Origin of the sequence: Streptomyces amakusaensis (assembly GCF_039532665.1) — a bacterium.
Classification (GTDB): Bacteria; Actinomycetota; Actinomycetes; order Streptomycetales; family Streptomycetaceae; genus Streptomyces; species Streptomyces amakusaensis.
Genome location: NZ_BAAASB010000004.1, coordinates 1 through 19,371 on the forward strand (window position 1 = coordinate 1; position 19,371 = coordinate 19,371).

Genomic DNA, 19,371 nt, shown 5'->3' on the forward strand with positions numbered 1-19,371 from the left:
GCGGCGGGAGGGCGGGCCCGTGCCCGGCCGCGCGCCGGGCGAGTTCCGCGAGCAGCGGAGCCGCCGCCGGCTCGCGGGCCCGGAGCAGCGCGAGCAGATAGACCCGTACCGAGGTGTCCGGCAGCAGCGCCAGCAGCGCGTCGAGTTCCCGGCGTTCGGAGAGTTCGGCGAAGAGCGCGGCGACGGCCGGCGGGAACCAGGGGAGCCCCGCCGCGAGGGACTCCTCGAACGGCATGGGGCCACCGCCGGGCGTACCGGCCGGGGGGACGGCGGCCGGTACGGGTTCCGGCGGTGCGGTGACCCGTACGTCGAGCAGCGGCGCGGTGCTCCCGGAGCCCCGGTCCGCGCCGGCCCGGACCGTCACGGTGACCGGTTCGGTGATCTCCGTGTCCGGTCCCTCGCCGGCCAGCCGATCCGCGAAGTGGTCGGCGAGCAGCTCCGGGAGGGCTTCGAGGGCCCGGTCGACCAGGCCCCTGGGGTCGGGTCCCCAGCTCCATCCGCCGTGCCGGACCACCGTCACCGTGCAGCGCCGCACGGTGATCTCCCCGGTGGCCCGGGAGACGGGTGCGGTCACTGTGCCTCCGCCCCGGTGAGCCGGCCCGCCCAGCCCTCGACCAGGACCAGCAGACCGTGCCTGCTTCCCGCCTCCAGGGTCACGGGGAGGGTGACGGTGCTCTGCTGGGCCGGGATCTCCCCGGTGAGCACATGGGTGTCCTCGCCGTCGGAGATCAGCGCGAGCACGGGGGTGACGCGGTTCGCGGCGAGCGGCAGGGTCACGGTGAGGCCGTCGGCGGCGAGGGCCAGCCCCTCGCTCCAGGCGGCCAGCCGGAGCAGGGTGGGCCGGGGTCTGCCGTCGGGCGCGTCGACGCCGAAGGCCAGCGGGTCGGCGAGGACACCGGGTTCGTCGTCGGCGGCCACGGCGGCCAGCCGCCGGTCCGGCAGGGAGAGGGAGGCGGTGCGGCCCGCGCCGAGGGAGACCCGGACCGGCAGCGCGGGGCCGACGAGTTCGGCCACCTCGGTGGGCGCGGTCGCGCCGGTCAGGGTCAGCGCGCCCACCACATGGCCGGTGTCGGCGACGTACACGGCGGTCAGGCTCATCGTCAGCCACCGCCTTCGGTCGCGGCGGTGGTCGCCAGGACGAGGTAGTCGACGGCACCGGGCTGTTCGGTCACGGCCGGTTCGGCGGCCAGCGGGTCGAACAGCCTGATTCGGCACCGTACTCGGCGGTCGGCGTCCACGGTGGCCTCCACCGGGCTGTGCAGGGTCGAGTCCGTCGTGGTCGACGGGGGGCGGGGGGTCAGCCGGGTGTGGAGCACGACCCGGCCGTCGGCGATCTGCTCGGCGGTGACCCCGGACGGGAGCGGAAGGAGCATTCCGTCGGTGGCGGCGCCGGAGGCGATCAGGGTGCTGCCGGTGGACATCCGGCCGGTGAAGCTGCCCTGGATCGTCAGGTTTCCATTGGCGGCCAGGGTCATCAGCGGGGCGACCGTGCCGCTGCCCCGGTACAGGCCGAAGACCAGGCTGGGCGCTTCGCCGCCGGAGAGCACCACGGCGGGCTCGCCCTCCTGGGGCGTCCGGCCGGTGCGCAGGGTCAGTTCGCTGGAGCGGGCCGTCACGGTGTCGGCCCGGACGCCCGCGTACTGGGGTCCGACGCCGCGCGCCCGGGTCTCGACACCGCTGAAGTGGCCGTCCGTCCAGCGCACATAGCCGAGCAGGACGAGCCAGCGGATCGGCGGATCGGCCGGGGGCGCGCCGATCGCGGGCGGTCGCTGTTCGGCGACCAGCCGCTCGTCGCCGAGGCGTCCGAAGAGGATCTGGTACGACTCCTCGACCCGGGTCGGGGCGGTGGCGGCGGAGCAGGAGTCGGCCCGGGCGGCGGCGTCCGGCTCCCAGTCGGCCGAGGTGAGGAAGACGGGATAGGGCTCGTCGGTGGGCTCGTCAGCGCCATTGACCTCGTCGAAGTCGCTCTCGCGGAGGGCGGCCGGCTCGGTGAGGACGATCTCCCGGCCGGTTCCGTCGACGGCGGTCCCCGCCGACACGCTCACGCCCACATGGCGGGCGCCGGTCAGCGGATCGGTGCGCGGCTCGGTGGTCAGCCCGAGGCCTTCGGCGATTCCCCACTCGTGGAGGTGGAGCGCGTGCCGTGCGGCCACCGCGCGTCCGTACTCCACCGCGGCCGTCAGATCCGCGGCGGACAGGATCTGGCCCTCGTGGAACACGGGGCGCAGCGGGGCGGTCATGTCGTCTCACCCGATTTCGGGGTGCGGGGGGTGCGGGGCTTTCCGGCGGGCGGTCCGGCGGGGGCGCTCGGCGGCGTGCCCTCCGGTTCCTTGCGCCGTCGGCCGGGCCGCTCCGGCGGCCGGTCGGGGGCCCGTCCGGCCTGTTCGCGTACTCCCTCCAGCTCCGCCCGCAGCCCGTCCAGGGCACTGGTCAGTTCGGTCACCCTGGTTCTGAGCAGGGCCAGTTCCCGGTGGCCGTCCGTCACTTCGCCGGGTGTGGTGCGGAGCTGTTCGTGCAGTGCTTTCGGCGGTGTCTCGCCCGGGGCGGGGGTGAGCAGCACGCGCAGCATCTCTTCGAGGTCCCCGGTGGGCGGCGTGTCGTCGAGCAGGGCTTCGGCGTACGGCCGGGGCACCGGGCCCTCGGCGGGGATGTCCGGCTGCCGGTACCGGGGCACCGGTCCGCAGCAGAGCCGGCCGGCCAGTTCACGCAGCCGGTAGAGCTTCGGCAGCCATTCGCCGTAGGCCGAGCCGCCGGGCAGTACCTGTTCTCGGGTCGCGAAGCAGACGCGTACGACGTCGCAGCCGTCCAGTTCGACCCGGGCGAGCAGCACATCGGTGTCGGTGGTGTCGGAGTGCGGCGGGCTGAGGGTGGCGCAGGCGGCCTCGGTGAGGAATCGGCGTACGGCGGTGGTGAGCGCGGCGGTCGCCTCGGCGATCTGCCGCAGGTCGGCGGCGGTCACCTTCTCGACGCTGTCCGGTGGCGGGGCCGGCAGCGGCGGGGGCAGGTCGACGCGGACGGTGTCGGAGCGCAGTGCGCAGTCGGTGTCTACGGTCGAGAGGTCGAGGCGGCCCAGCAGCCAGTCCCGGACGAGGTGGAGGTCGGTGCGGAACTCGGCCTGGAGCGCGTGGCTGAGCGGGGTGCCCTGGGCCAGCAGCCGTACTTCCAGCGGTGCGTCGGGGTCGCCCTGGGCGGGGACGATCCTGGCCCGGGTCTCGGTGACCACCGCGCGGGCGATCGAGCGGGTCAGCGGGTTCGGCCAGACGGCTTCCGTGTCGGTGCCGGCGAGCCGCTCGCAGGCCGCCCCGAGGACGCCCCGGGCGTCGGGGACTCCGGCGAGACCGGGGTGGTCCCGGACGAGCTGTTCCTGTCCCGCCCGGTCGTAGGTGTCGTATCTGGCGATGGCGGCGGCCACCGCGCGGACGTGCTCGGTCGTCGTGCGGGCCGCCTGCGGCGTCGGGGTCCCGCCGTCGCCGTTCTCGCGCAGCCAGGCGAGTCCGTCGGTGTACCGCTTTCCGTCGGCGGCGTCGAAGCGGAAGGTGCGGCCCGGGGCGAGTGAGGCGGCGAACAGGGCGTCGAGATAGCGCCCGAGCCTTCGGTCACGGCTGCGTACATCCTCTGCCCTGGTCAGATCGCCCAGGGCGGCGAGCAGCAGGGTGCCGGGGTTGTGGCGGTGGTCGTCGGCATCGGCCCGTCCGATGACGAACCGGAATCCTTCCCTGAGCCGGGAGGGCACGCATCCCGGTGAGGGGCAGGGTTCCTCGGTGGCGTACGGGGCGACCGGTTCGACCTGGGTCTCCTCGTACCGTACGAAGAGGCCGTACCGGCGCGGTCCGCCGTCGTCGCACGGTTCGCCGCAGTCCGCGCCGAGCGAGGCGACCCTCTGTTCCTGGACGAGGGCGCGTACGTCGACGCTCTCGGCGCAGGGCACCACGATGTCGTGGCCCTCGGGGTCGAGCGCGTGGCCGGGCCGGACCACGACGGTGCCGCCGCCGCAGGGGGCGCAGGCGACTTCGAGGCCGCGGACCACTCCGGGGCCGTACAGCGAGCGGTTGTGGAGCCGGTTCTTCGCGGTGGTGTAGTCGACCAGCAGACCGAGATCGTCCTCGGTCAGCAGCTGTCCGGCGAAGAAGCGCGGCCGGACGAAGGCGGACGGCCGGGGCGACGCGCCCCCGCAGCCGCATCCGCATCCTGTTCCCATGATCAGCGCTCCTTCACAAAGAACCAGCTCTCGAACACGTCCCCGCCCGCGCCGGTGCCCGAGGTCCAGGGGCCGACGCCGGAGGGGGGCAGGACACAGACGCCGGACGGTCCGGTGGGGGCCGCGGTCGGGTGCGGTCCGGCGTCGATCGTCGGCACGCGCCCGCCGACATGGGTGCCGTCGACCGGGCGGCAGCAGCGGTCGAGGAGGAAGGCGGCGCGCACGGTGATCAGGACGCGGTCGCCGTCCTGGAGCGTCTCGCGCGTCGTCTGCCGGTAGCGGAAGCGGTCGGTGAACTCCTCGTCGCCGGTGGGTTCGGCGAACGCGCCGCCCATGTACCAGGTGGAGGCGTTGCGGCCCGCGCCGCCCTCGATGACCTGGATCTCCACCACGCCGGGTTGGAGGGTGTCGGCGCGGACGCCGTCGGAGAACCGGACGACGAGTCCGCCGTCCTCGTCCTGGGTGCCGAGGAGTGCCCTGGCCTCGTCGACGGTGTAGGTGTGGCCGTGGATCCAGTTCACTCCGGTGATCACGACGGGCAGATGGCGGCCGAAGGGCCGTCGGACGTTCATGTGGATCCGGTCCGGGCGGACCGGCCGGTGCCAGTCGATCCCCTCGATCCTGGCCAGCCAGAGCACGGTGTGCTCGCAGCGGGAGCGGCAGGTGTCGCAGCGCTCGTCCTCGGGCGGCTCGCAGCCGGTCACCTTGACGGTGTAGCACTCCTCGGTCCAGCCGAACTCGCAGTCGGAGGTGTCCGCGCAGCCGTCGTTGTACACGGCGCGGGTGGGTTCGACGGGGCGCTCGCCGTACTGGACGCCCACCCAGACGGTGTCCGTGTGGCGTTCGTCGGGGGGCAGCGCCTTCCACAGGTCGACGACGCAGCCGCCGCGCACCACGACCTCGTTGCCGTCGCAGTCGACGGCGAGCCCGGGGGTGATCCGCACTCGGGGACGGCGGCGGAAGTGCTCGCCGCCGTCCGGCCCGGGGCCGCCGGCCGGCTCGGGGACCCCGTCCTCCCCGGGGCCGCCGGCCTCGTCGTGACAGTCGTCCCGGTCGGGCGGCACCGGGGTCACGAAGAGTCCGCACACCACGCCGTAGCCCAGCAGGGCGCGCAGCCGCAGCTTCAGTTTCTGCCGGTAGTAGTCCTGTTCCCGCTGGAAGTCCCTGGCTCCCAGCATCTGGCCGTGGAAGTAGCGCAGTCTGCGCAGCGGGGGCTCGTCGAAGCCCCCCGTGTGCGCCGCGCCCGTTCCCGTTCCCGTTCCCGGTCCCGGTCCTGATCCCGATGCCGTCTCTGACGCTGGTTCTGTCATCGCACTGTCCTCTCACCAGACCTGTGTGTGCACGCCGACGCCGGAGACCGCCCCGACGATCACCCCGTGGCGCGCTCCTCGCGGCCCCGGCCGGAGCACCGCGTCGCGGTTGAGCCGCGGGGAGTGTTCGCCGCCCAGCACCGGCGGCGGCAGTGGAACGAAGGAGGTGTCCACGCCGACCGTGGACCGTGAGCCGACCACGAACCCCGCGCCGCCGGTGCGAACCGATCCGGCGGTGTGCGCGGGGGCCTGCCGGCCGACCAGCCGCCGCAGCGCCTTCTCGTCCGCCGAGCCGGCCGGCAGCAGGACCCGGAACCGGTGGGCGTGGGCGGTGAGCGGGTCGGTGTCCGGGTCGCCGAAGGCCCGCAGGGGGCCCGCGCCGAGGGCCGATCCGTCCAGCCGGAATCTGCTCGCCGAGCGGCCGAACAGCCGGACGCCGCCCAGCCCCGGGCCGGTGGTTCCGGCCCCGGCCCCGGCCTCCGTCCCGGTTCCGTCCGCCGTCCGCCGGATCAGGGCCCAGCGGCGGTCGGCAGCCAGTTCGTCGATCACCGGCGTCGCGCCGAACACGATGCGGACCGCTTCGCGCAGCGCCCAGGGGGTGCCCCTGCGCCGGTACAGCTCCGGTGCGGCGGCCAGCAGCGCGCGCCGGGTGCTCGCGTCCCAGCCCGCCTCGAACGACAGGCCCAGCAGCCCGGCGAGCCAGGGCAGCACCCGGTCCGGGACGCCGGCCGGGTCCAGCAGGGCGGGATACCGCTCGATCACCCGGTCGAGTTCGCCGAGCGAGGCGTCGAACAGCGACAGGAAGCGCTCGGTGAAGTCGTCCGCCGCCGGATCCTGGCGGAACGCGGCGGGGAGCAGGTCCGCGCTGGTGGACCGGGGCAGATCCAGCCGGATCCGGCGTACGACCGGGGTCGCGCCGCCGTCGCCGGTCAGCCGCAGCCGCAGCCGCAGAAAGCGGCCCGGCGGCTGGTCGACGAGGAAGTCGGTGGCTCCGGGGGCCGCCGTCTGCCAGTCGGTGGTCTCGTACCGTCCGTCCTCGGAGACCACGATCGAGACGGTGACCGCCGTGCCCGTGGGGAGGTCGGCGTCCACCCTGACGCGGTGCCAGCGGCAGCGCGAGACGCCGCTGTCGATCAGGGTGGTGAGGCAGGATCCGGAGGTGACGTACTCGTCGGTCGGCGGCGAAGGGGCCTCGCGTGGTTCGCCCCGCCAGTCGAAGCAGCTGGTCACCGTGGTGTCCGGGCCGGGCTCCCGCAGACAGAAGCCCTCCTCGGCCGCCGAGACGAGGCTGCTCGGCGGCAGGGTCGCGGCCAGCTCGGCCGCGGTGACCGTCCGGAACGGGCGCTTCCGGCCGCCTCGGTGGATCCGCAGCCGTACGCCGTCGTCGCTGAGCAGCCAGATCGTCCGGCCCGGTCCGGTCCGCAGTCCGGCGATCCGGCCCGGGGCTCCGGTGCGCAGCAGGCCGAGGAACTCCCCCGCCGTGCTGTAGCGCCGCAGGTCGGTGTCGGGTTCGCGGGCCACGAGGATCTCGTCGCCCGCCGCCGGGGCGGCCCAGGCGGGCCGGTCGACCGGGATCACGCCCGCGAGGTGTTCGCCCTGGTGCCGCCAGACCCGTACCCGGTCGTTCTCGACCACGGCCAGCCGGTTTCCCCGTGCGGCGACGGAGACCGGGTCGCACAGGGGGCCGGGTTCGCAGCCGGGCGGCCAGACGGGCGTCCAGCCCCCGGAGCAGGCGTCCCGGCGCAGCAGCCGGGGCCGGTCGGGGGTGAGCAGATACCAGTCGCAGGGCCCTTCGCCCGGGGTGAGGCGGCGGTCGGGGAACCAGGGCAGCAGTGCGCGCCTGGTGGGCCCCTCGGGTGCGGAGCCGGGGTGGGCGAGCCGCACTCCGGCCGGGTCGTCGAAGCCGACGAGGTCGTGGACCTCCCGCTGGTCCCAGCCGACATGGGCGTCGAGCAGACGGAAGGTGGCGGGTCCTGACGCGCAGGTCATGGGCGGTCCCTCCCGGGGATCAGCAGCGGGCGTTCCGGCCAGGCGAGGGTGTGGGGCGCGAGGGCGTGGTCGGTGCAGGGCCGCTTGCGCTGTCCGTCGACCACGAGGGTGAGGCCGGAGACGGCCAGCACTCCTTCGACGGCCAGCAGCCGCCGGACCAGGAGGGCGTGTCGCAGGGTGCCACCGAACGGCCAGCCCGCGCCGTTCTCCCCGCCGCGCAGCGGATCGAGGTAGGCGGTGATCGCGTCGCCCGCGCGGGCCAGCGTCACGGCCCGGTCCCGGTCGGGGTCGAGGGTGACCCGCGCCTCGACGCCGACCCGCCGGTAGCGGGCGGGGGCGGCGACGACCGTGACCCCGGCGGGGGCGGCGGTGCGGGCGAGATGGTCGGCGACCGCGCGCAGGGTCGCGGCGGACGGCACCGGCGGTTCGCCGCTGTCGTCCGCGGGCGGCACGACCAGGACGCCGACGACGCCGGGGATGGGCACTCCCGGGTGGTCGGGGTGGAGGCCCGGCACGCCCTGGGCGCGCGCCACGGACGCGCCGGGCGTCCGGGTGGCCAGGAGTCCGTAGTCGGCGGGGGCCACGGCCCGTCCCCGGGCGCGCAGTTCGCCGACGCCCCGGCGCATCGCGTCGGCGTCGGGTTCGGGGTCGGTGCCGCCCGAGGCCGGGAAGGGATTGGTGACGCCGGTGACGAACGGCAGCGCGGTGACCACGGTGCCGACGGCTCCCGCCCGGACGGATCCCGCGCTGCCGCCGCCGACCCGGTAGCGCACGGCGCGGACGTTGCGGAAGCCGGGCGGGACGGCGGCTCCGTGGACGCCGTCGCCGAAGGCGATCTCGCCCGTCTCGTGGTCGACGGTGAACACCCGGTCGGCGGGGCCGTGTCCGGCCAGGCTGGACGTCTCGCGCCAGCGGGCGGTGACGGCGGCCGTGGTGCCGAAGACATCGCCGCCCGGATCGTCGTCGACTTCGATGACCACCGACCCTTCGAGGATGGGGACCTGGCTCAGGGTCATCCGGCGGCCCGCGCCCGGCGGGCCCTGGACCGGCTGGAGGGGTTCGTCCCTGATGGTGCGGGTGGCCGTGGCCGAGGCCGTGTTCAGGCGGACTCCGGAGAGGACCGGCGCGGGCCCGTCGAAGGAGCCGTGGGCGAGCCGCAGCCGCAGCCAGCGGAGCGGGGGGCCCGGCAGGCCCGGGGCGTTCCCCGGCCGCCAGGAGCGCGGGACGCGGAGCTCGACGGTGCCGCTGGCGCGCAGTCCGTCCGTGCCGTCCCTGGCGACTTCGGCGGGGATGAATCCGGTGCCGTCCAGGACGTCCCAGCGCAGCAGCGGTTCGGCGGGCCGGGGCGGCGGCGCGGGGCCGTCGGATGCGGCGGGCGCGGGCGGATCGGCGACGACGACGAATCCCAGGGAGAGCCGGGGGTGGGGGGCGGCGGTTCCGGCCAGCGCGATCCACAGGCCGTTGCCCGGCTCGGGGTCGCGGCCGAAGGGCGCGAAGGGGTGGCCCGGCCCGGCGGGCCCCAGCGGGAGGATTTCGAGCTTCCCGGCCTCCCGCACGGCGAGCGCGGCGAGCTTGGCGGGCGTCGCGTACAGATCGTCGTCCGTCTCGAAGATCACCTGTCCCGCCGGGCCGGAGGCGGCGGCCTGGAATCCGGCGGGGACGAGGACCGACGCGCCGTCCGGCGGGTTCACGGTGAACTCCAGCAGGGCGGCGGCGGCTCCGGCCGGACGTCTGCGTACCCCCGCCGTCGCGAGATGCTCGGCGAGGATCTTCTCGGGGAGCCGGTTCACCCGGGTGAGGACGGACGCGAGCTGCGCGCCGAAGACGCGGACGAGCGCGACTCCCGCGTCCTGGCGGTCCGGGTCGGTCCAGTCGGGGGTGTACGCGGTGATCCGGCCGCGTACGCGGGCGCGGACCGTCTCGGGGGTGGCGTCGACCAGTTCGGGCTGGACGCCGGTCGGGCCGGGGCCCGGGACGATCTCGCCCTCGGTGCGCGCGTCGCGCTCCCACCACACCTCGCCGCTCATGTCAGCCCCTCTCCCGGCTCGGCGGCGGGCACGACCCGGGTCCGGACCGCCCGCAGGACCGGCAGATCGCCGGCGCGGAGTCGCACGTCGCGGCAGCTCTCGTCGGGTTCGTCGCCGTCGAGGCCGATCGCGACGGCCAGGACGTCCGCGAGGTCTCCGAGCGCCCGTTGCGCGGCCCGCAGCAGGGCGGAGGGGCGCAGCGGTTCGCCGAACGGCCATCCTTCGCCGTCCTCGCCGCCGATGAGCGGGTCGAGGTGACGGCGGAGTCCCCCGGCGGCTGCGGCGGAGGCGCGGGCGCGGTCGGCGGGGTCGCCGGACAGGTCGACGCGGAGGGTGACATCGCGGTAGTCGGGCGGGCGGACGAAGACTTCGGAGGTGAGGAGCCGTGCCCCGGCCAGCCGGGCGGCGACGGCGCACAGCGTGCCCGGGTCGGGGCGCGGGTCGGGGACGAAGTCCTCGCGGGTGAGGTCGTCCCTCGGCGCGAAGGGGACGATGTGGAGGGTGACCGCGCCCGGCACGGTGGCGCACGGATGGCCGGGGTGTTCGCCGACGGCGGGGTGCGCGCGGGCGACGGCGACGCCGGGGGTGGTCCGGGCGAGCGTGACGAAGTCGTCGGCGGTGACCGCGCGGGTGACTTCGCCCAGCGTGGCGGCGGCCCGTCGGCGGGCCTCGGCGACCGTCTCCGGGTCCTGGCCGCCGGATGCCTGGACGAGGCTGGTGGCGGTGAGGGCGGCGGGCGCGGAGTCGTCGGCCGGCAGCCAGTTGGCCGTCAGTCCTCCGTTTCCGGCCCGGCCGCCGCCGGTGGTGTAGTCGGCTCGTGCGTTTCGGGCCTCGGGCCGGGGAACGCGTCCGGTGAGTCCGTCGCCGAAGACGAGCGCGCCCTCGGCCCGGTCGAGGACGAAGATCCGGTCGGCGGACGCGCCGAAGGTGAAGTCCGGGGCGGCGCTCCACTCCTCGTCGGCGAGGGAGAGGGCCGCGTCGAGCAGACCTTCGGCGGCTTCGGGCAGGACGAGGCGCTGGCCGGGCAGTTTGAGCCAGGCTTCGATCTGCTGTGCGAGGTCGGCCCCGGTGGCGGTGTGCCGCCGGAGGTGGCGGGCGGCGCTCGCGTTGACCGCGAGCCGCAGCAGCCGGGGCGGCGCGGTGAAGCTGGCCGCCGGGGTCGACAGCAGCAGCCCCGAGTCCCGGGTGGTCCAGCCGGGCGGCGGGTGCAGCCGGACGACGCCGGATCTGCGGAGTCCGGCGGTGCCGTCCTCGACCTTCTCGAACGCGCCGCCCCGGTCGGTGCCGGGGCAAAACCAGAACCAGTCCAGCTCCGCGGGCGGGGGTACGCCGTCGGTCGCGCCGGGCAGCCACTCGGGTGTGACGGCGGCGGGCGCGTCCACCTCGACGAGCAGGGAGAGCGGCCCGGGGGCGGGGAGTCGGCCGGTGAGCGGGAGGGTGAGGCGGGCCGAGGAGGGGCCGCCGCCGCTCGCCAGCAGGGGTACGCCCCGGCGGGCCCGCAGGTCCGCGGTGCGGTCCCGGTCGGTCACCACGGTGATCTCGCCGTCCGGGTCGAGGGGGAAGACGGCCACGTCGTCGTCGAGGGTGAAGACGACGCGTCCCAGCGGGTCCCTGGACAGGGGTGTCCCGGCGCGGACGACGGGGACGGGTGCGCCGGGGGCGGTCGGCACGGCCAGGTGCAGCACGGTGGCGGCGGCGCGGGCGGGGCGCGGCGGGTCGACGCCGAGCAGCCGCACCAGGGCGACCACCAGGGCGTCTGGGACCTGGTCGAGCCAGTAGAGCCGCTGTTCCAGCAGATGGGCGAGGAGTTCGAGCAGGGTGATGCCGGGGTCGGCGGGCGCGTGGAGCGTCCAGAGGCCGTCCGACTCGGCGGGGACGCGGCGGCGGGACTCCGCCATGATCGCGTCCCAGGTGAGGTCGTCCAGCTTCGGCGCGGGCAGGGTCATGGGGTGCTCCCGGTGAGGCCTGCGTAGAACGGGAAGACCAGGTTGGCCTTGGTGTTGCTGCGCCGGATCCGGTAGACGACCGAGACGGTGACCCGGGACTCGTCGGCGGGGTCGGCCTCGGCGCGGACCTCGTCCAGCTCGACCCTGGGCTCGTGGTCGCGGACCGCGTCGGCGATGGAGTTCTCCAGGTCGCGCAGGCTCTGTACGCTCCCGGGCGCGAACACGGACTCCTGGGCGCGGGTGCCGAAGTCTGGGCGCATGACGCGTTCGCCGACGCCGGTGAGGAGCAGGGCCCGCAGACAGTGCTCGATGCTCTCCTCCCCGACGGCGTATCCGAGCCGGCCGGCCTCGTCGGGCAGGATCGGGAAACGCCAGCCGGTGCCGAGGAACTCCTCGCTCATGCCGTTCTCGCCTTCTTCGCGAGGACCGCGGGGGTGAGCAGCGGCACGGGCGGTCCGGTGGGTCCGGCGGCGGACGGGTGGGTGTGGGTGTTGAACGCGGTGAGCAGGGCGTTGCCGAGGACGAGGGGTTCGGTGGCGCCGCCGCCGAGGTCGATGGCGGCGGAGTCGACGGTCACCTTGGCCGCCTTGAGGGTGATGTCGCCCTGGGCGGAGACGGTCACGCTGCCGCCCTGGGCGGCGGTGATCCGGACGGCCTTGCCCCGGTCGTCCATCTCCACGGTGTGTCCGGCGGCGGAGGTGATGCGCACGGCGGCCTGGGCGGCGGTGTCGTCGAGCAGGATCTCGTGGCCGTGCGCGGTCCGGATGATCTTCTGGTCGCGGCCGTCGGTCCGGGCGGTCGGCGGCTTGTCCTCGCCGTTGTAGAGACCGCCGAGGACGATGGGGAACCGCATGTCGCCGTGGACGAAGGCGACGAGGACCTCGTCGCCCTTCTCCGGGACGAACAGCGAGCCGTAGCCGTTGCCCGCGTAGAGCTGGGCGACCCGGCACCAGTCGGTGACCGTGGTCTGGTCGAACCAGGGGAACGTGAGCTTGACGCGGCCCTCGTCGTCCCCGTCGTTCTCCACGACGAGGGCTTCGACGACGCCGTAGTACCGCTTGTCGGTGCTGCGGGCGCGCGGTGTGTTCCTGGTGGTGGTCACTGGTCCCCCTGGTGGATCCGCCGGCCGGTGAACTGGGTGAAGAAGCCGCCGGTGTTGAGCGTGTGCTCGACCCTTTTGACGAAGTACGTCCCGGAGAAGCGCCTCCCGAGGCCGTAGATCTCCAGGTTGTCGCCGGGCCTCAGCTCGGGGAGGCCGGCCACCCGGCCGGTGGCGGTGATGAATTCGTAGGCCCGCTCCCTGAGCAGACTGATCGCCAGTTCACGGGCCTCCTGATCGCTGCTGACCGGGGCGTCGACGAGGACTTCCTGACGGCCCTGGAGGGTGCTCTCGGCGGCTTGGGGCCCGCTCTGGCCGCCGGCGCTGTTCTGTCCGGCCGGCAGGTTCTCGGCGGTGGCGGTGAAGGCGATCGGCTGTTTGGTGCGGGGGTCCCAGCCGCGCACGGTGACCTTGCTGACCTGCTTGGACACCGTCAGGGTGGGGGTGAAGTCGAGCAGATTGGGGATCAGCCCGGCGGGCTGCGCGCTGGGTCCGGTGGTGAGCCCGGGCGCGTAGGCGAGGCGGTAGACCCGGATCGGGCGGCCGTCGCGGCCGTCGGTGGGTCTGATGAAGTACAGGGTGTCCTCGCCGGAGGCAGGATCCGGCAGGATGTAGCAGTCGAAGTCCAGCCGTTTCGCGCGCTCCATCAGGAAGCTCGCGTCGTCCTGGTTCTTCTGGACCACCCGGTCGTGGGTCGGGCCCTCCCGGGTGACCTCGATCCGCAGATGGTTGCGCCGGGCGATCTCCTCCGCGATCCGCCAGTCGGGCATGTCGCGGTAGATCTTGACCTCGTTCTCGGCCGGTTTGCGGTCCTTGAGGCGCAGCAGCCCGTCCACTCCGCTGACGCCGACGGTCGGTGAGGACCCGTCGGAGAACTTGGGGCTGAGGGTGCTGATCGTCCCGGTGGCGACGGTGAGCAGCTTGTCCGCGTAGCCGAGCCGCACCGAGACCCGGCAGCCGAGCCGGAAGTCCGGCGAGTCGCTGTGCTTGAACCTCAGCCGGGCGTCGTCCCAGTTGTTGAGGGTGAGATCGAAGCCGGACATCTCGTCGATGTCGCGGTTCACCTTGATGTCGATGATGTCGTTCTTCGTGGACGGGTCCATCTCCAGGCCCTCGATCCGCACCTCGAACTCGGGCGCGTACCGGTCCGGAGAGGCGACCTCCGGTACGGGGGTGCTCATGGCGCGCTCCTCACGGCAGCCGGGGTACGGTCAGCACCCGGCCCGGCCGCAGGTCTCGTGGGTCGCTGATGCCATTGGCGCGGGCCAGTTCCCGCCAGGCGTCGGGCCTTCGGTAGACCGCGGCGGAGATGCTGCTGAGGGTGTCGCCCCGGCGCACCACATAGCTCTTCTCCACGGTGGGCGAGGAGAAGGGGTTCCGCGCCGCCTGCACCGCGGCCGGGCGGTACTCCTTGAGCGCCAGGTCCACCATCGCGCGCAGCGGCACTCCGTCCGGGCGGAACAGCTGGTAGTGCACGTCCATTTTCTCCACCACGCCGGTGAAGACCGACTGGTCCCAGACGAAGCGGACGACCGGCGGCGCGTGTTCACGGCTGTCGGGGCGCAGCAGGTCGCGCAGCGCGTCGACGTAGGCGGTGCGGACGTTCTCCAGGGTGTCGGAGGTGTCGACGAGGGCCTGGACGGAGAGCGTCTCGGTGCCGCCCCGGACGTACTGGAGCGGCGGTGTCTCCAGGCCGGGGATGGTGATCTCGGCGAAGGTGTTGGTCTTGCTCAGTTTGTAGTCGGTGGGGTTGAAGCGCAGGGGGATCCGGCGCTTGCGCTCGTCGGCGATGACCGGGCGGACGATCTCCAGCCGGGCGCGGGCCGCGCCCTGGCCGGCGAAGGAGACGGGCGTGATGCTCACGACGGGTCCTCCCCGTCGCCGAACCGCCGTTCCGCCTCGGTCCTGCGGGTGCGGGCGCAGGCGTCCTCGTACAGTCTCGACCAGGCCTGGATGTGCCGGTTGAACAGACGGGTGAACACGGCACCGTCGTCGCCCTCGACCTGGAAGCGGACTTCGAGGTGGTGGATGGTCAGTTTCGGCACGTCGGTCACCTCCTTCGGTTCAGCGGGGACAGCGGATTCGCGGCCGGGTCCTGGAGGACCTTGGTCAGTCCCTCGTGGGCCAGCTCCAGCGACTCGACGGCGACGGCGTTCTGTTCGGCGTGCAGGTCCGGGCCGCTCCACTTGGCGGCGAGGCCGCCGTGGAACGCCCATGCCGCGCCGGGGATCCCGTCCGGGCCGAGGACGATCACCGCGCCGTCGCGGCGAGCTCCCAGCGAGTCGCCGAGCCCGGCCTGGTACCAGGCCCAGAGCCCGGGGTCGCGGACCACTCCGCGTTTCAGGACGATCCGGTTCCAGCTGTGGCGCAGCGGCAGCTGGTGCACCGAGTCGTTGCGCCCGCCCTCCGGGTAGCTGGTCACCTCCAGCTGTGCGCCCAAGCCGGTGACCTCCTGGAACGCTCCGGAGGCGACCAGCGGCAGCAGGAGTGCCTGCGCCGAGGGCAGATACGCGTCTCCGGGGTCGAGCGTCACCAGGAAGCGGTACTTGGGCAGTGGGTCGAGTGTCATGCCTCGATCACCTCCAGTCCTCGGTCCTGGCCGAGGACCAGGCGCAGCCGGATGAATTCCATGGGGACGGCGGGGGCGACCTCGATCTCGCAGACCACCTGTGCCGGGTCCTGCTCCGGCGGATTGTTGGTGTCGTCGCAGACCACCCGGAAGGCCTGCTCGGGCCGTGAGCCGGCGAGCGCCCCGGAGCGGAAGGCCGCCAGCAGCACGGAGGTCACCGCCCGTACCAGGGTCAGCCGCAGCTCGGGCGAGTTGACGTCGAAGACCAGGGGGCCTGCAACCCGGCGGATGGCCCGCACCAGCAGGTGCAGCAGCCGGCGGTGGGCGATCCAGCGGGTGCGGGGGTCGGCGGACAGGGTGCGTCCGCCCCACACCACCAGACCCCGGCCCCGGGTGCACCGCAGCAGATTGACGCCCGCGTCGAAGAGCCGGACCTGCTGGGCCTCGGGGAACGAGGCCGCCAGGTCGACCGCCTCCAGGATCACCGCGTTGGCCGGGGTGTGGTGCGCGCCGCGCTCGCCGTCGAGGCGGGCGATGACGCCCAGGACGTGTCCGGACGCCGGAACGGTCCGGGTGCGGGTCCCGTCGGGGACCCGCAGCGGCGGGTGGTGGACGGCCACCGTGCTCAGCAGTTCGGCGTCTCCCTCCGCGGTGAGGGAGCCGGCCCAGTCGACCGCGGAGTCCACGGCGGTCAGCCGCGGCGGCACGTCCAGGACGACGAGGCGGTCGAGCAGCGGGTGCACGGTCCGCAGCAGTTCCCGCACCAGCTCGCCGTGGTCGGGGCCGGTGAGGTCCGTGCCGAGGTCCGGCAGCGCCACCAGGGCCGGTTCCGGCAGCTCGGCCTGTCCGGCCACGGCGTCGGCGTACTCGCGCCGCCCCGGTGGCGCGTCGTCGCCGCCGGTGAGCGTCAGATCCCAGGAGAGCGAGATCGGGCCCGGCGGGCCCGGCGGCGGGGCGGGGCCGTCGGGGATCAGCCGGATCAGCCGGGACGCGGTCAGCCGGTCGGCGACCTCCGCCGGCGGCAGTCCGGCGAAGATCTCCGGGGGTTCGCCCGGCACCAGGACCCGCACGGTCACCGTCGGCGGTCCGGCGACGCTGCTGGACCGGTGGCGGAGGGCGACGCGCCCGCCGTTCGCCCAGGCTCCCGGGCTGGTGGCGACCGCCTGGTACCGCTGGGCGGCGAAGCCGCTCACCCGGCCGACCGTCCAGAGCGCGCTCGCGGTGCGGGCGGGCCCGGTGACCCGCAGGACCCAGGCGGTGCGCCCGCCGTTCTCGAAGAAGCCGCGCAGCGCGTGGGGCGTGGCGCTGGAGCCGTCCGGCGGCCCGAAGACGCCCACGACGTCGTTCCAGCTCTCCACGCGGACCGGCGTGCCCGCCGGGCCGCGGCGGAGCCGGCCGAGGAAGACGGCCACGTCGGTGCGGAGCGGTTCCTCGCCGGAGCCGCTCGGCACGAACGTCAGGGATACGCCGGGGAGCGCTTCGCCTGCCATATCAGACGTCGATCTCCAGTTTCTCGACCGCGAGCACCAGGGTCTCCATGGCAATCTCGTTCTTGGTCGCGCTCAGCGTCGGGCCGGTGTACTTGGTGGGCCAGCCCCGGTCGAAGTTCCAGCGCATGGCCTCCTGGCGGTTCTCGTCGAGCAGCACGATCGAGCCGGAGGTCCGCCGGACCTTGCCGTTGAGCGCTTCGACGACCCAGTTCCAGAAGCCGACATGGCCGGTGATGCCGCGCTTGAAGGTGAGGTTGGTGAACTTCTTGAGTCCCGGGATCTTGCGGACGGTGATGTCCTCGCTGCCGTTGCGGTACTCGATCGGCGGGATCTCCAGTTCCAGACCGCTGGCCTCGGTGAAGGACCCGCTCACCGCGACCCCGTCGTCGCTGACGTTGGTCACGATGATCTGGAAGCTGTATGAGGCGTAGGGATCGTCTCTGGTAACGGGCGGCATGGTGGCGTCTCCTCAGCTGCTCAGGCGAGTTGGGTCTCGCGGGTCTTCTGCTGGATCCGGAAGATCACGAACTCGGCCGGGAAGACCGGCGCGACGCCGATGACGCAGATGAGCCGGCCGTTGGCCAGGTCGTCCTCGGTCATCGTGGTGCGGTCGCAGGCGACGAAGAACGCTTCGTCGGCGGTGGTCCCGGCGAGTGCGCCGCTGCGCCACACCGTGGTGAGGAAGTTCGCGACCGTCTGGCGGACGAGGGCCCACAGGGCCTCGTCGTTGGGTTCGAAGACGACCCACTGGGTGCCCTCGTCGATCGACTCCTCCAGATAGAGGAAGAGCCTGCGGACGTTGATGTACTTCCACGAGCTGTCCGAGGACAGGGTGCGCGCGCCCCACACCCGCTGGCCGAGCCCGGGGAAGAAGCGCAGTGCGTTGATCCCCTTGGGGTTCAGCACGTCCTGGTGGCGTTTGGTGATGTCCTGGGCGATGCCGTCGACGGAGCGGATGCCCCGGATGACGGTGTTGGCGGGGGCCTTGTGGACGCCGCGCTCCACGTCGACGCGGGCGTAGATGCCGGCCAGATGGCCGGAGGGCGGGATCTCCACGTCCCGGTTGGTCAGCGGGTCCCTGGTGACCAGCCACGGGTAGTAGAGCGCCGCGTACTTGGTGTCGAAGCGCTCGCGGAAGGTCTGGATCCCCTCGATGTCCAGGCCGTCCTGCGGGTCGAGGACCGCGAACCGGTCCCTGAGCAGCTCGCAGTGGGTGATCAGGGCCGCTTCGACGGTGTCCGACCACACTCCGGGCACGGCGCAGACGGCGACCTCGTCGATGTCCTCCAGCGCGACGACACCGGTGCGCTGCCCGCTGCCGCCGTCGACGCCGACGAAGTCTCCGACGTTCAGTCCGCCGTAGGCGTCGTCCCCGTTCGCGAGGGTCAGCCAGGAGCCGATCGCGGGCACGGGGAATGCGGCGGGGTCGGTGGAGAGGCCGGCCAGGGCGGTCGCCCGCACCAGCTTGGACCGGGCCGCGAGGGCGGTCGTCACATGCGCCGGGGTGTCGCCGCCGAGCCGGAGGTTGTCGAAGGTCTCGGTCACCGAGGCCCCGGACGGATCGGTGAAGCGGGTGCCGACCTGGGCCTCGATCAGCTGGATCCGGTCGGTCTCGAAGAAGGTCCCCTGGACGGGTCCGCCGAAGGCGACGACGTCCACGGCGACGGACTCGACGTTCAGGACGGTCAGACGCGTCCCGTCGTCGAGCTGGACGACCGCGCCCGGGTACAGCCGGCTCGCGCCGCCGATCCGCAGCGACCGGCCCGGCGCGGTGTTGCCCCGGCGCACCCGGCGCACGATCAGCCCGGCCTGCCAGGCCGGATGCCGCGCACCCGCCGGGAGAGTCAGGGTGACCGTCCCGTCGGCCGGCTCGCCCACCTGGACCTTGAAGCGGTCGGGGCCGATCTGGACCCAGACGTCGCCGGGGAGTTCGCCGGGGTCGAGCCCGGGTGCCGTCGCGACCTCGACCGTCCCGCTGTCGGCCGCCGCGTCCTCGGTGAGCCGGGTGGTGAACGGCGCGCCCTCCTGGGGATCCGGCAGCACCGCGAGCGAGGCAGCGGCCACCGGCAGGATCCGGACCTGGACCGCGCCGCCCCAGGAGCCGGGGCTGATCGCGGAGAAGCTCAGGGTCTGCTCCGTGCTGCGCGCGCCGACCTGCACATAGTCGCCACGGGCCGTTCGGACGGCGGCGGGCAGGGCCGAGTCCAGCTCGATGCGGCGGGCGGTCAGGTCGTAGGCGGAGACGGCGGCGGTGTGGATCGTCCGCTGGTCGTCGCCGCGGAAGACCGTGATCCGCTGTCCGACTCCGGCGAAACCGATCAGATGGCCGAGTTCCAGGCTCGTCGCGCCTGTCGCGGCGTCGGCGGCGATGGGGCTGACCAGGCCGTGGCCCAGGGTGCCCGAGGCCGCGGTGGCCTGCCCGCTGACGACCCGCTTGACATACAGACGCTGCCCGCCGTTGTCGAAGAATCCCTTGACCGCCAGCGGGAACAGCCACCAGCGGCCGCCCTCGGCCGGATCGTTGGCCCAGGTGTCCCGTACGGACGGATCGGGTTCCGGCAGAAATCCGCCGAAGGTGTTCTGGAACTCCAGGAAGTTGGTGACGAGCTTGGGCTTGCCGCTGGAGGGGCCGCGCGCGGTGACCCCGACCATGCCGGCCGTGCTCGTGCCCACTCCCGCGATCGGCCGCGGTCCCGCGTCGATTTCCTCGATGTATACGCCGGGGCTCAGATACTCCGCCATG

General features: G+C 73.8%; 16 protein-coding genes and 1 pseudogene. All 17 read right to left on the reverse strand.

Going from position 1 to position 19,371, the window contains the following annotated elements; all coding sequences use genetic code 11:
* Positions 1-574 (reverse strand): annotated as a pseudogene (locus tag ABD371_RS07600) (hypothetical protein); the annotation flags it as partial.
* Positions 571-1,098: a hypothetical protein gene (locus ABD371_RS07605; RefSeq protein WP_344474142.1), complete on the reverse strand. Its 528-nt coding sequence runs from the start codon at positions 1,096-1,098 to the stop codon at positions 571-573. The pseudogene ABD371_RS07600 and the gene ABD371_RS07605, both read right to left, overlap by 4 nt.
* Before the next feature lie 2 nt (positions 1,099-1,100).
* A complete protein-coding gene (locus ABD371_RS07610) occupies positions 1,101-2,240 on the reverse strand; it encodes a hypothetical protein (protein ID WP_344474145.1) in 1,140 nt (379 codons plus the stop codon).
* Positions 2,237-4,198 carry a hypothetical protein gene (locus ABD371_RS07615; RefSeq protein ID WP_344474147.1) on the reverse strand — a complete coding sequence of 654 codons (1,962 nt, stop codon included), beginning with the start codon at positions 4,196-4,198 and terminating at the stop codon, positions 2,237-2,239. Before ABD371_RS07615 ends, ABD371_RS07610 begins: the two co-directional genes overlap by 4 nt.
* Positions 4,199-4,200: 2 nt before the next feature.
* Positions 4,201-5,508, reverse strand: a complete 1,308-nt coding sequence (locus tag ABD371_RS07620; RefSeq protein WP_344474149.1) for a hypothetical protein — start codon at positions 5,506-5,508, stop codon at positions 4,201-4,203.
* A 12-nt stretch (positions 5,509-5,520) separates the two neighbouring features.
* The gene (locus ABD371_RS07625) at positions 5,521-7,497 is read right to left on the reverse strand and encodes a phage tail protein (RefSeq protein WP_344474151.1); all 1,977 of its coding nucleotides are present in this window, start codon (positions 7,495-7,497) and stop codon (positions 5,521-5,523) included.
* Entirely contained in the window at positions 7,494-9,524 is a 2,031-nt protein-coding gene (locus ABD371_RS07630) for a putative baseplate assembly protein (protein ID WP_344474153.1), read from the reverse strand. Before ABD371_RS07630 ends, ABD371_RS07625 begins: the two co-directional genes overlap by 4 nt.
* Complete coding sequence (locus ABD371_RS07635) at positions 9,521-11,470, reverse strand: baseplate J/gp47 family protein (protein ID WP_344474155.1); 1,950 nt, start codon at positions 11,468-11,470, stop codon at positions 9,521-9,523. The genes ABD371_RS07630 and ABD371_RS07635 overlap by 4 nt, the downstream gene beginning before the upstream one ends.
* Entirely contained in the window at positions 11,467-11,871 is a 405-nt protein-coding gene (locus ABD371_RS07640; RefSeq protein ID WP_190124294.1) for a GPW/gp25 family protein, read from the reverse strand. Before ABD371_RS07640 ends, ABD371_RS07635 begins: the two co-directional genes overlap by 4 nt.
* Positions 11,868-12,572 (reverse strand): phage baseplate assembly protein V, encoded by a 705-nt coding sequence (locus ABD371_RS07645; protein WP_344474158.1) that lies wholly within the window; start codon positions 12,570-12,572, stop codon positions 11,868-11,870. Before ABD371_RS07645 ends, ABD371_RS07640 begins: the two co-directional genes overlap by 4 nt.
* Positions 12,569-13,750, reverse strand: coding sequence for a phage late control D family protein (locus tag ABD371_RS07650; RefSeq protein ID WP_344474160.1), 1,182 nt, complete (start codon positions 13,748-13,750; stop codon positions 12,569-12,571). The genes ABD371_RS07645 and ABD371_RS07650 overlap by 4 nt, the downstream gene beginning before the upstream one ends.
* Positions 13,751-13,760: 10 nt before the next feature.
* Positions 13,761-14,432, reverse strand: a complete 672-nt coding sequence (locus tag ABD371_RS07655) for a CIS tube protein (protein WP_344474162.1) — start codon at positions 14,430-14,432, stop codon at positions 13,761-13,763.
* Entirely contained in the window at positions 14,429-14,614 is a 186-nt protein-coding gene (locus ABD371_RS07660) for a putative phage tail protein (protein ID WP_344474164.1), read from the reverse strand. Before ABD371_RS07660 ends, ABD371_RS07655 begins: the two co-directional genes overlap by 4 nt.
* Before the next feature lie 5 nt (positions 14,615-14,619).
* Positions 14,620-15,138, reverse strand: a complete 519-nt coding sequence (locus ABD371_RS07665; RefSeq protein WP_344474166.1) for a phage tail protein — start codon at positions 15,136-15,138, stop codon at positions 14,620-14,622.
* Positions 15,135-16,628, reverse strand: coding sequence for a phage tail sheath family protein (locus ABD371_RS07670; protein ID WP_344474168.1), 1,494 nt, complete (start codon positions 16,626-16,628; stop codon positions 15,135-15,137). The genes ABD371_RS07665 and ABD371_RS07670 overlap by 4 nt, the downstream gene beginning before the upstream one ends.
* A 1-nt stretch (position 16,629) precedes the next feature.
* Positions 16,630-17,085: a phage tail protein gene (locus ABD371_RS07675; RefSeq protein ID WP_190124287.1), complete on the reverse strand. Its 456-nt coding sequence runs from the start codon at positions 17,083-17,085 to the stop codon at positions 16,630-16,632.
* Positions 17,086-17,105: 20 nt separating this feature from the next.
* Positions 17,106-19,370, reverse strand: coding sequence for a phage tail sheath C-terminal domain-containing protein (locus ABD371_RS07680; protein ID WP_344474170.1), 2,265 nt, complete (start codon positions 19,368-19,370; stop codon positions 17,106-17,108).
* Position 19,371: the final 1 nt, after the last annotated feature.